This is a genomic window from Vreelandella zhaodongensis (assembly GCF_013415115.1).
In the GTDB taxonomy this organism is placed as follows: domain Bacteria; phylum Pseudomonadota; class Gammaproteobacteria; order Pseudomonadales; family Halomonadaceae; genus Vreelandella; species Vreelandella zhaodongensis.
This window is the reverse complement of record NZ_JACCDD010000004.1, coordinates 250,834-262,994: the sequence shown is the minus strand read 5'-3', so window position 1 is coordinate 262,994 and position 12,161 is coordinate 250,834. Positions and strand designations below refer to the sequence as shown.

The following is a 12,161-nucleotide window of genomic DNA, read 5'->3' as shown; positions in this document are numbered from 1 at the left end:
CATGAAGTGCTTTTACCACCCTGATCAGGACTACCATGCGCCGCCGACCTTTCTGCTGCGTGGCCAGCCGGCCCCTTCGCCAGAAGGGCCGGTACGCGCTGAACTGCTCAGCGAAGGGCTGGCGGCGGCTGGCCTTAGCCTGACAGCCCCTGGTGAAACCGACTCGCCAATGTTGCGTAAACGTCTTGAGCAGATTCATACGCCGCGCTATTTACGCTTTTTGGAAACGATTTATGAGCGTTGGCAGACGCTGCCTAATGCAGCGGCGCTGGTGGCACCGAACGTTCACCCCTGCGGCGGTGCGCGTCACTATCCGAACCACCCGATTGGCCAGGCAGGCTGGCATTTGCACGATATGGCCTGTCCGCTAAGTGCCACTAGCTTTCAGGGGGCGCTGGCCTCGGCGGCGACCGCCGTGGCCGCGACAGAGGAGGTAATGAGCGGGGCCCCACGTGCTTATGCCTTGTGCCGCCCACCGGGTCATCATGCGGGGCCGGATAACGCGGGTGGCTTCTGTTTGCTGAATAACGCTGCTCTGGCTGCCAGCGTGCTGCGTGAGAAATTTGCCAAAGTAGCGATCATCGACGTGGATCTGCATCACGGTAACGGCACCCAAGATATTTTCTATTCCCGCGGGGATGTCTGGACCGGCTCGGTACACGTCGACCCAAGCGATTTTTATCCCTTCTTCTGGGGAGGAGTGGATGAAGCGGGTAGCGAAGAGGGTGAAGGTGCGAACGTTAACCTGCCTTTGCCGCTGGACAGTGATGGAGAAGCCTATCTTCACGCCGTGGCCACACTGATTGAACAGCTCAATCGTTACCAGCCAGAGGCGGTCGTGGTGTCGTTGGGGCTGGATGTCCACAAGGATGACCCGCTTGCTGGGTTCAGCGTGGAAACGGAAGCCTTTGTGGCACTAGGTGAACAGTTGAGCGCTTTATCGCAGCCCACCGTTGTCATTCAGGAGGGCGGCTATCCGACCGACCATCTCAGCGCTAACCTTGCCGCCTTTATGCGCGGTTATCAGAGAAGTTGAGAGAAGCTGAATGAGCAAAACAGGGTTTTACTGGCACGAACGCTGCTTTTGGCACGACCAGGGTGCTATTGGGGTGTTTTCCGCCCCTGGCGAATTTCTGCAGCCGCAACCAGCGTCGGAAAGTCCCGAAAGCAAACGGCGGCTGAAGAACCTTCTTGAGGTTAGCGGACTGATTGACGAGCTCCGCGTCGTCAAACCTCCTGCTGCATCTGTTGAGGACCTGCTGCGCTTCCATACGGCTCGTTATCTTGAATCACTACAGGCCGGCGACCAGGCGCGCGGTGGCAACGGCGGCGACTGCGCGCCTTTCATGCCTGGCAGTTGGGCAGCAGCAAGGCACTCGGCGGGGCTGGCGATTGCAGCGGTTGAAGAGGTGGCGCTAGGGCATGTAAATAACGCCTATGCGCTTTGCCGTCCGCCGGGGCATCACGCCGAGGCGGATCAGGGGCGCGGTTTTTGTTTGCTGGGCAATATCCCAGTAGCCGTGATGCGTGCCCGGGCCTTGGGGCAAGTGAAACGGGTGGCGATTCTTGATTGGGACGTGCACCACGGTAATAGCCAGCAGTCGGCGTTCTACACCGAGTCTGAGGTGTTCACCGTTTCCGTTCATCAAGCTGCGAACTATCCCCTCGATACTGGCAGTTTTGAAGAGCAGGGAGAAGGCGAGGGGCTAGGGGCGAATCTTAACCTACCGCTGCCGCCGGGCTGTGGTTTGGGCGCTTATCGCTATGCGATGGAGTCGCTGGTGTTGCCAGCGCTGGAAGCTTTTAACCCAGATTTAATCGTGGTGGCCTGTGGTTATGATGCCTGTGCAAAAGACCCGCTAGGCAAGATGCTGCTCAATAGCGCCGCCTTTGCCGAGATGACCGCACAGTTAAAAGCACTTGCCGCCCGTTGCTGCCAGGGAAAGCTGGTTTTTGTCCATGAAGGCGGTTACTCAGAAGGCTATGTACCGCTATGTGGGCATGGCGTTATTCAAACCTTGGCAGGTAGTACGATGAGTGTCCCCGATCCGCAAAACGATGAAATTGCTGCCTGGGGGTATCAAGCCTTACAACCGCACCAGCAGGCGCTTATCGATGGCTGGCGCCAACAGTGGGAGCAATGCACGCAATGACACCGCTTTATGATCGCGATGGTTGGATTTGGCAGGATGGTGAATGGCTGGCTTGGCGAGAGGCCAAGGTTCATGTGTTTACCCATACGCTGCACTATGGAATGGGCTGCTTTGAGGGCGTGCGCGCCTATGAGGGGGAGCAGGGAACGGCGCTGTTTCGCGTGGCTGAGCATACCCGCCGCTTGGCAGAGAGCGCCCACTCCTTAGATATTCCGATCGCTTTTAGCGAAGAGGCGCTGATCGAGGCTCAGCAGGAGTGCCTGCGTAAAAATCAGCTGACTAACGCTTATCTTAAGCCAACGGTGTTTCTTGGAGCGGAAGGCCTTGGCCTGCGAGCCAAAGGATTAAGCACCCATGTGATGATTGCTGCCTGGGACCTTGGGCCGTATCTGTCGCCGCAGGCAACCCGCTGTGGCCTACGTGCGCTGACGTCTTCCTGGGCGCGTCACCACGTCAATATCAGCCTGTGCCGTGCCAAGACAAGCGGTCATTATGTGAATTCGATGCTGGCGCTGAATACCGCCGTGAAAGCAGGGTTTGATGAAACCATCATGCTTGATCCAGAAGGCTATGTAGCCGAAGCGTCCGCCGCCAATGTTTTCTTATTGCGAGATGGCGTGCTGCATACGCCTGAAGTGACGTCCTGCTTGCAGGGCATCACTCGCGACAGCGTGATCCAGTTAGCCCGCGAGGCACTGGGCATTGAGGTACGCGAACGGCGCATCACCCGCGATGAGCTATATACTGCCGATGAAGCGTTCTTAACCGGCACCGCTGCGGAAATTCTTCCTCTGCGTGAGCTGGATGGCCGCCGCATCGGGGTAAGGGCGGGCGCGCCGGCTGTCGACGCACCGATTCCTGACGACAGTGTGACCGCGCGCTTGCAGCGTCTGTATCGCCAAGCGGTGCGCGGCGAGCTGCCCGCGTTCAAGCACTGGTTAACGCCCGCCTAGGTTCGTTCTACCTAACCCGCCCGGTGTTTGAATAATGCCTGACAGCCACTACTGGCTGTCAGGCATTCTCTTTAATGGCCTGCTCAAGAATCGCCAGCTGCCCTGGTTCCAGAGCATCCGCGACGGCGGTAATGCGTAATACATGGCCAAGCGCTGGATGAGCGGGGCGGGCGATTAAACGGCCTGCTTCTAATAGCTCTCTATTAACGCGCTCGGCAAGTGCCGCGCTAGGTAGGCGAATGCCGATAAAGTTGGTGGCGCTAGGCAGTACGTCGGCGCCAAGTGCTCGGAAATGAGCCGCTAATTGTTCCCGCCGTGCTTTCACTTCCGCAATATGTTGGTGTACTTCATCTGGGTGATCGAGCACGACTTCTGCGGCTGCCTGGGTAAAGGTGGATACCGCGTAGTGAATGCGCACCTTCATCATCAATGCGAGCACGTCAGGGTCAGCAATCGCATAGCCAATGCGTAAACCTGCTAAACCGTGGGCTTTTGATAGGGTACGCAGACGAATGACTCCAGGAAGTGCCTTGGCGGCGAACTCGCTGTTGGCGTCATCACGAAAATCGCCATACGCCTCATCCAGCAGCAGCCAGCAGGTGTCCGGCAGTGCGTCGCGCAGCTTGAGAATGGCACTGTCGCTATGCAGGTGGCCGCTAGGGTTATCGGGGTTGGCTAAATAAACCAGCTGGGCGTTTTCCTGGTGTGCGGCTGCCGCTAATGCCTCTAAGTCGGGGGCAAGTAGGCCTGGGGCTTCAATGTAGCCAGGTTCTACTAAGCGGCAACCCTGGCCTTTCGCAAAGTAGCCAAAGGTTGGGTAAGTGCCCGCCGTGCTAACCACGGTGTCGCCCGGTGTGCAGGTGGTGCGCAGTGCTAATGCAATCAGGCTATCGGCACCGGCATCCACCAGTAAATGATCAAGCCGTATACCCTGCTGGGCGCTTAGTCGCTGACGAACGCCGAGAGCTTCCGCATCGCCGTAACAGTACACATGCTCGGCGATAGCATCGCCAAAATGTTCACGTAGCGCACGATGGGGCATGTCCAGCCCTTCATTAGAGCCCAAGCGGTGGGGGATCTCGCGGCCAATTCGGCGCTCCAAAACTTTAATCCCAGGAAACGGATTAACGGGACCTTCACCCGTAAGATGATGGGGGTAGGAGGGCATATTGGTGTCCTAGTAGTGAAAAATTTCTTAGCTCAGTCGTTCTTCATAAATGAATAGTCTACACCTGAACAGATGCCGCCACGCTCTGTGTCTGGCAAGATAGCCTTTTCGGACGTTTGACGATCAAGGACACGGCATGGCGCATTTGCTACGCATCGTTATGATTCACGGCCACTTGTCGGGAGTGGTTGAGCTCAATGTGGATGGCCACACCAATATCTGCGGCACCAACGCGTCAGGCAAAACCACGCTTCAGCGGTTAGTGCCGGTGTTTTATGGTGAGCTGCCCAATAAGGTGGTGCCGAAAACCCGCATGAAGTTTGATGCCTTCTATTTGCCCACTCGTCAAAGCTATCTCGTCTACGAATACCGCCGCGAAGCAGGCAATGTTTGCCAAGTAGTGCTGACGCGCAAGCAGGAAGGCGGCGTGGAGTACCGTTTTGTCGGTGCCCCTTATCGGCCAGAAGACTATCTGATCGAAACTGAAAAAGGCCCCTTGGCGCTGGAGTACCCGCAGTGGTCTAGCGGATTGCGCCGCAGCGGGATTCCTGTCTCTTCCAAGCTGGGGGCTACCTCCGAGTTTCGCTCGGTGATCCAAAACGACTTTACCCAGCTTCACGGTAATAGCCGCGACGGCCTAAAACTGCGCCAAATCGCAGCGCAGTTTAGCCTGGTTAACCCTGAACGGCGTATTCGTCATATCGAAAAATTGGTCTCTGCTGTGCATGCGAAAGAGGGCAAGATGGATACCCTCAAAACCATGCTGGCGGCAATTTTCGAAGAGGATGGCGTTGAGCTACCGGTCACCCGTATTCGCAGTGCCAAAGCGCGGGAGTGGATTGCCCAGATGCGCCAGTCCATGCGCCTGGAGCCGCTGCAAGCCGCGCTGACCAAGCTTGGCGGCATTGACCGCGAATTGGCCCAGTTAGAGATCACGCTGTGGCAGTTGAAACCCCAGCTAAGCGCCGATCATCAGCAGGCGGAGCAGCGCATTGCGGATCTGGATGGCGAGTTAAACCGCCACCAGCGCGAATTCCAGCAGCGTGAAAATGCCTACACCCAGCAGCGCGATGAGCTGAACGACCGCCACAGTGAAGTTGCGAGCGACTTACAGCACACTCAGCGTCGCTTGAATGACCTGCAAACCCAGTTTGAGCACTACGCTGATGCTGACATGACCGGCCTGGAGCGGGACATCAACGCCTTGCCACAGTGGCGTGATCAGCGTGATCAGCTTCAGAAGCACCTGCAAGTTATGCAAGATGCGGTAAAAGAGAGCCAGGCGCGCTTAGATGGCCGGTTACGCGAGCTTTCCGAAGCACTTGCCCGGCAAACTCAAGAAAATCAGGAGTTGATAGATGCCCTGGTCGAGGAAAAAGCCCAACGCCGAGAGCAGCAGTGGCAAGCCGAACAGCAGCATAACGAGCGCTATCAGCAAGAGCGTCAACGGTTAGAAGGTGAGTATCAAGCGCAGTTAGAACTGGGTGTTGAGCAGCTTGCCGAATTAAAAGCGCAGCTGGCGATGCCCACCCAAACTGCTGAAGAGGCTCAAGAAGCCGAGCTTGCCCAGGCGCGTTTAGACCAAACACAGCAGGAACGCAGCGCTGCCGCCGCCACGTTGGAAGCGCTGCGCCGCGAGCTTGAAAGCCACAAACGTGAACGCGATGCCGCCGAGCAGCAGCTGGTGCAGTGTCGCCAGCAGCGTGAGCGGGCCGAACAACACTGCTATGCACTCTATCAACAGCGCGACCCCGAGCAGGGTAGCCTGCGCCACTTCTTGCGCTACCATCGCCCCGGCTGGGAGCAGCAACTCGGCAAGGTCATTGCCCCAGAACTGCTTGAGCGCCGAGACCTCGCCCCGCAGCTTGCTGAAGGCGCTAGCGACGACCTGTTCGGGTTAGCGCTGGACCTAAGCGCCATTGCACTGCCGGATTACGCCCAAGACGAAGCCAGTTTGCTGGCGGCGATTGAAGAGGCGGATGGCGCTAAACAGCGCGCCCAAGCCGAGTGTGCCGCTGCCGAAAAAGCCCTAAAGCAGCACAACGAACGGGTGCAACAGGCCGACGAGGCCCAAGATCAGGCGCGCATGGGGTATCAGCGTGCCGAACAGGAAGTGGAGTATGCCCTTGAGGCTCGCCGCCAGCAGCAAGAGCGCCATACCAAGCGCCAGCAGGCACGCCGAGCGGAGCACCAAGCGGCGTTGGCTCGCCAGGAGCAGGCCCAGGCCGAACTGCGTGAAGAGAAACGCCAGTCGCTTGCCGAGCTGGCCGAGACCCATCAGGGCCAACTGCTGGAGTTAAAAGCCGATGCGCAAAACCAGCTGGATAGCCTGGATGCGCAGCTACGCCAGTACAAGCAGCAGCTCAACGATGCCAACGCGGAACATCAGCGCCAGCGCAATGAGCTGGAAGCCGCCTTCAGCCAGGAACTTGCCGAGCAGGGCGTGGACCCCGCGCAGCTTCAGGAAACGAAAAAACGCATAGAGCAACAGAATGAGCGCATTCGTAAAATCGCCGCTCGCCAGGAAGAACTCACCGAGTACCAACGCTTTATGCGCGTGGAGTGGAGCCAGCACAAGCCCCAGCTGGTGGCGCAGGAAGCGGAGCTTGTTCAGCTTGACCAGCAGTTGAAACGTGAAAAAGCGCGCCTCAAAAACGACTTCCAGGCCGCACGTGAAGCGCATCAATCAGCGGTTAATGAGCTAAAAATTCAGCGCGCAAATGCCCACGGCAGTGTAGAAGCCCTTAAGCCGCTGCTGGCCCAGTTGGAAAGTTTGGACATCGTTTCAGAGGGGGCGCCCTTAGCGGATGCCGTAGGTGACATGGAGGAGCGCATTGAGCGTGCGCGCCAAGCGTTAACCAGCCGCCATCAGCAGCTTGAACAGCTGCGCCGGGGCTGTCTGGAGGTAGAAAGCCAGCTGATTAAAGATGCCAGCAGCGGCTTTGCCGATGCACTGCAAAGCGAACGCGAGAAGCTGCCGAACGACAGCCCGCGACTAGTGTTGCCGCTGCTGCGCGACATGTTAAAACTGTTAGAAGATCAACAGCAGCAACTGATTCAGGAAGGGCGCAATTTAAGCGATGACCTGGATAAATTCTTTATTGTCTTCCGCGACTTAAACCGCCGTATCAGTGCGCAAAGCCGTCGGCTTTCCGACGAAGTAGCGGATGACCTGCGCTTAGAGGGCATCAGCAAAGCGGAAGTGCGCATTCAATCGACGATCGATGAGCTGGGTTTCTGGGAGCCTTTAAAGTTGTTTGCCCAGCGCTACAAAGCGTGGCGGGAATCTGGCCAGATGCTGCCCAGTGACGATTACCTTAATGCGCTGGCCGATGTAGTCGATTTGCTGCGCAGCGACCAGCAGTACAGCTTCGAAAGCCTGCTGCGCCTTGAACTGCATCTAAACGAAGGCGGCACTGATCTGGTGATCAAAAACGACCGCCAGTTGTTGGAGTCCTCCAGTCATGGCATGGCCTACCTGATTTTGTGTAAGTTTCTGCTGGCGTTTACGCGGCTACTGCGGGGGGATGCGCAAATCGCTATCCATTGGCCGATTGATGAAATCGGCACGCTGGCCTATCACAATGTCGAAAAGTTGTTTGATGCTTGTGACAGCAACCGCATCCACATTGTGGGGGCTTTCCCCAACCCAGAATCGGATGTGCTGCTGCTGTTCGCTAATCGCTACCTGATTGAGCGGAACCCTAACCAGCCCAACCAGCGCCTGCTAAAACGTATTGAGCCGCGCCTTAGCCCGCTTGCGAAGCGGATCAAGGAGCGTCAGCAAGAGGTGACCGCATGATCGAACACGGCCCGCTACTGGAACGCCTGCTGGCTGGCGAGTTTGTCTGCGCCGTCAGTGATGACAACGCCTTTCGCCACTTGGCAAATGAAGAGACCCGCGACGCGATTGATGACTACCTGCGCCCGCTCAATCGCAGGCTGGCGAGCAATGATGAAGGCAGTGTCTACTTTTTAGCTTGGCGACAGCTTAATGAAGGCGCTCGGGAGCAGCTATCGCGCCAACTGAGTGACACGGTTAACAGCCTGTTGCCGCTGCTGGAATGGTTGCAGCTGGTTCAAGAGGCGCTAGGCCGCGACACCTTGGCAGCCCCTGGCGATGTTCTTAAGCCCGCCGAGTTCAGTGCTAAGTGCGAAGATAACCAAAGCCTGCGTGAGCGCCTGGAAAGGCTGGCCACAGACAGCTTCTTTGGCTCCCAGAGCGACCAGTTAGATGCCCAAGTAAAGCAGCTATTTAAGCGCTTGAAAGAGCATGGTTACTTGCTTCAGCCCCACACTGAGCGTCAGGTGTTTGTGGTCACCGGTAAAATTGATTACCTGATCGAGGTGGTGCGCTTTATCCGCGATGAGGAAAACTTGCCCATTGACGTGGAGCAGGAAGAGGGTGCCCAGGAGGCGCTGCTGTGAGTGAACTGGAAAGCCGTCTGCTAAAAACCGGCGCTGAACGGCTGGCGCTGTTGGGCAAGCATGCTGAACGACTGATGCAGGGCTACACTCGTGATGACGTGCCGTTAGACGGACTCAACGACAGTGCGCTGCGCAAGCTGTTGGCCGCTCGGGTGTTATGGCGGCCAGATGAGCAGAGCGGCGTAAAGCTCTCTCCCAAGGTGCGCGACCTGATCGCTGAAATGCTCGCCGACGAAACCCGCCGCCATGTAAATGCCGATGTCGCGGAAACCCTTGAGCTAGTGCGCTCGTTGGTGCACAGCTACCGTGAGGCCCGCAGCCGAGGTGAACATTGGCGACAGGAGCAGCAACTGCTGCGCCTGCGCCAGGAAGTGGACGATCTGAACGGCCGCTTTGCCGATGCCATTGATAGCCTTTGGCAGCGGCTCAATAGCGATTTCGGCTTTGTTAGCCAGTTGAGTGATAAGATCCGCGAAAACGACCGCGCCCAGAAGCAGATTGTTAGGTTGCTGGATGGCCTGGCACTGATCGATTTCGACGAGCTGATTGCGTTAGTAGGCAGCGATGGCAGCTTGCGCAAGCTACTGATCAGCCAGCTACAGCAACGCTTAAGCCACCATTACACCAGCCTGCGGGAAGTGCAGCGACGATTAATCGAGCTAATGGCACGCTTTCGCAAACAGCAGGCACGCAGCCGCCTGATCAGCGGCATGGTCGCGTTCATGCGCGAACATCCAGGCTTTGTGCCGAGTAATTACGCGAAACGCAGCGACGTACCTGCGTTATTCAACCACGCCGTGCCGTTACATGCCGCCGCTGCACCAGCGCTAGACCGGGCGCTAGAAAGCCGCGTGCTGGCAGAGCTGCTGCATGAATTGCCAACCCCGCGCCATGCCACGCAAACCGTCGAGTCGGCAGTGCCTGCGCTCACGCCGGAAGATAGCCTCGCCGCCGCTCGCCAACAGGCGCTTAAACAAGATGTCGAACGCTTTTATCTTGCGGTGTTAGATCAGCCCCCCGCCGAGCCGATTAGCGCCCTCGCTTATCTGTACGACAGTCACCTCGAATGGCCCGATGAAATTTGGCTGTTTCAGGTGATCTCCGAATACCAGGGCTTGCCGCGTAGCGAGCAGCAAGCGTTTCGCCTACACCAAGACGAATCACCGGCCAGCCCATTTAACGATCTGCGCCTGATTCATGACGTCGCACTGGCGGTGGCGGTATGACGTTAACTGGTCGTGCCCGTGCGGGGCTTAACAGTGTGGCCCAAGAACTTAACCGCAAGCCCTGGGTAGAAAAGCCGCGTCGCCAGTGGGTAGAAGATGTGGTGGCGTGGTGTCACCAGCAGGATATTGACCTGGGCATGCGGCTTTCCAGCCAAACACTTCGTTTTGACGCAAGTTTGCTAACACAAATCAATGACCTATTAGAGAGTGCGCGCTTGGCACCGCTAGGGCGGTCGTTAAGTGGCTTAAATAGTGCCGCTCAAGCAGCAGAAGGCGTCGAGGAAGATAAAAGCAGCCGCGAAGGGCCACGCGCAAAACGCGTGCTGATCAACTTGCCGCCGCAGCCCTCGGCGTGGCTTGCGCCAGAGCCGCGCAGCATTCGCGATGTTGATGTAAGCGGCTTGAAGCTGGCCGTGTTTGGGGCGCTCGTTCAGGTGGAAAACCTGGATAGCTTCTACGTGTTTTCACCCGAGATAGAAGCGCTTAGCGGCTACGCCAACCCGCTGGTGATCTATCGTGGCGACAGCCACTACGGCGGCGGCTTTGCCGAACTGACAAAAGCATGGCGCAAAACCAACCGGCCACACCTCTACGCCGGTGACTTCGATGCCAAAGGCGTGACCCTGGCCCTAGACAGTGGCGCCACACATCTACTACTACCGGACATCGAATGGCTCGCCCAAAACGTCACGCCACTGCACCAACCCGCCGAACAACTGCCTTTCCAGCGCCGCCTACGCCAGCTGCACGTTACATTACCCAACCACCACCCCCTACGCCCGTACTTAGCCCTGCTGGAAAAACAGCGCGGGCTAAAGCAGCAATGGTTCGGAGGGGAGTTGGTGTGTGTGGGGTTGGGAAAGTGATGGGAAAGAATACTCGGGTAAGCAAATGAAGTAGGGTTGGCTTAGATAGAAAGGTCATCGCTGTTATATTCTTATGAGGTGGTATGAAAAAGCTTACGGCTATAGTTGTTATTGTATACTTTATTCCATTATTGATTTGGTGGTTGGTTTTTGGTATGTATAGCGGTGGTGGTATTAGTTTGAATAATTCGGACTGGGGGGCTTTTGGCTCATTTGTAGGTGGCGTTCTTTCCCCTCTTTTTAGTTTGATCTCTATTATTTTTCTATATCTTAGTATTAGAAAAAACAATGAGAATCATCAAGATCAACTGGATTCGCTAAAGGCTCATAATCGTAGAGAGCAACTGGTAAAGCTAATTGATATTTATAATTCGAAGTTAGATGAGCCAGTGGGCAGGCAGTTTGATAGTATTTTATGTAAATCTAAGTCTAGTGGGTATAAAGTTAATGTTTATACTGACGGATCTAAGTATATAGATTTTCCTAGCGGAGCGATGAGAGACGTTATTTTTGGGTTTTACTCTTCAAAAAGTGCTAAAAAAAGACATTCAGAAGAGTATATTGATCTTGTTAAATCGATAGTTGCAAATGTAGAGTTGTGTTTTTGTAAAGTGTTAGAGCTTCTAAGCTCTATTGAGAATCCTCAGGAGTTTGAAGATGCTGTTGATATTGCTGAGGCTTTGTCAGAGTTTCATACAACAATTGGGCTTTTAGAGTTTAATTTAAGTCAATTGCTTTATAGTGATGACTCTCCGCTGCTTGAAAGGTTGGCTTTATTGAATAAGAGAACAAAGTTTAAAAATGAGGCGGTGGTTAGATACTTGAGAATTAAAGAAATAAAAGCTGCGGGCTAAAAGGTTAGGTTGTTTATTTTCTTCAATGAAGTGCTTCGATATATCAGAGTTAAGTGACTGTGTGTGACAGAGTAAACTGTTGAAGATCAACGGAAATTGGCGCATGACGTTCGAATTTCGAGATGGCAATGCGTACATTCTTGATTATGAGGATTATCACTAATGACGATGCATAATCCGCCGCATCCTGGCGAATTTATTAGGGAAGTTTACCTAGAGCCTTTTGGTATCAGCTCCCGTCAGCTTGCTTCCAACTTGGGTGTTTCACCATCCACCTTGTCACGGTTGCTCAAAGGGGATAGTGGCATTAGCCCTGAAATGTCTTTGCGCTTGTCGAAGGTTCTCGGACGTACCCCAGAGAGCTGGCTATTAATGCAGGATATGTATGATCTATGGATGGCTCGCAGCACAATTAATTTGGACGACCTGCAGCCATTGGATTTTGAGGCCGCTTAATGATTGTCACTGTTGTTGTTGGCATCCTGTTGTAAAAAGCTGAGCAACCAAACTTAT

At 55.5% G+C, this 12,161-nt stretch carries 10 protein-coding genes; 9 read left to right on the top strand and 1 reads right to left on the bottom strand.

Annotated features, from left to right (window positions below; all coding sequences use genetic code 11):
• Position 1 precedes the first annotated feature (1 nt).
• The 3 genes from HZS79_RS09285 to HZS79_RS09275 are packed head-to-tail and all read left to right on the top strand — an operon-like array spanning position 2 to position 3,106.
• Positions 2-1,036 carry a histone deacetylase family protein gene (locus HZS79_RS09285; RefSeq protein WP_179927690.1) on the top strand — a complete coding sequence of 345 codons (1,035 nt, stop codon included), beginning with the start codon at positions 2-4 and terminating at the stop codon, positions 1,034-1,036.
• Between the two features lie 10 nt (positions 1,037-1,046).
• Complete coding sequence (locus tag HZS79_RS09280; RefSeq protein ID WP_179927689.1) at positions 1,047-2,153, top strand: histone deacetylase-like amidohydrolase; 1,107 nt, start codon at positions 1,047-1,049, stop codon at positions 2,151-2,153.
• The gene (locus HZS79_RS09275) at positions 2,150-3,106 is read left to right on the top strand and encodes a branched-chain amino acid transaminase (RefSeq protein WP_179927688.1); all 957 of its coding nucleotides are present in this window, start codon (positions 2,150-2,152) and stop codon (positions 3,104-3,106) included. Before HZS79_RS09280 ends, HZS79_RS09275 begins: the two co-directional genes overlap by 4 nt.
• Before the next feature lie 58 nt (positions 3,107-3,164).
• On the opposite strand, the gene HZS79_RS09270 is transcribed toward HZS79_RS09275, so the two are convergent.
• Positions 3,165-4,274, bottom strand: coding sequence for a pyridoxal phosphate-dependent aminotransferase (locus HZS79_RS09270; RefSeq protein WP_179927687.1), 1,110 nt, complete (start codon positions 4,272-4,274; stop codon positions 3,165-3,167).
• A gap of 136 nt (positions 4,275-4,410) precedes the next feature.
• Between HZS79_RS09270 and HZS79_RS09265 the strand changes: the two genes are divergently transcribed.
• From HZS79_RS09265 to HZS79_RS09235, 6 genes are all read left to right on the top strand, one after another.
• Entirely contained in the window at positions 4,411-8,076 is a 3,666-nt protein-coding gene (locus HZS79_RS09265; RefSeq protein WP_179927686.1) for an ATP-binding protein, read from the top strand.
• Complete coding sequence (locus HZS79_RS09260; RefSeq protein ID WP_179927685.1) at positions 8,073-8,702, top strand: condensin complex protein MksE; 630 nt, start codon at positions 8,073-8,075, stop codon at positions 8,700-8,702. Before HZS79_RS09265 ends, HZS79_RS09260 begins: the two co-directional genes overlap by 4 nt.
• Positions 8,699-9,928, top strand: coding sequence for a hypothetical protein (locus HZS79_RS09255; protein ID WP_162218200.1), 1,230 nt, complete (start codon positions 8,699-8,701; stop codon positions 9,926-9,928). The genes HZS79_RS09260 and HZS79_RS09255 overlap by 4 nt, the downstream gene beginning before the upstream one ends.
• The gene (locus HZS79_RS09250) at positions 9,925-10,794 is read left to right on the top strand and encodes a DUF7281 domain-containing protein (RefSeq protein WP_179927684.1); all 870 of its coding nucleotides are present in this window, start codon (positions 9,925-9,927) and stop codon (positions 10,792-10,794) included. Before HZS79_RS09255 ends, HZS79_RS09250 begins: the two co-directional genes overlap by 4 nt.
• Before the next feature lie 83 nt (positions 10,795-10,877).
• Positions 10,878-11,648: a hypothetical protein gene (locus tag HZS79_RS09245; protein ID WP_179927683.1), complete on the top strand. Its 771-nt coding sequence runs from the start codon at positions 10,878-10,880 to the stop codon at positions 11,646-11,648.
• Between the two features lie 162 nt (positions 11,649-11,810).
• On the top strand, positions 11,811-12,104 hold the full coding sequence (locus HZS79_RS09235) for a HigA family addiction module antitoxin (protein ID WP_030069600.1): 294 nt from the start codon (positions 11,811-11,813) through the stop codon (positions 12,102-12,104).
• Positions 12,105-12,161: the final 57 nt, after the last annotated feature.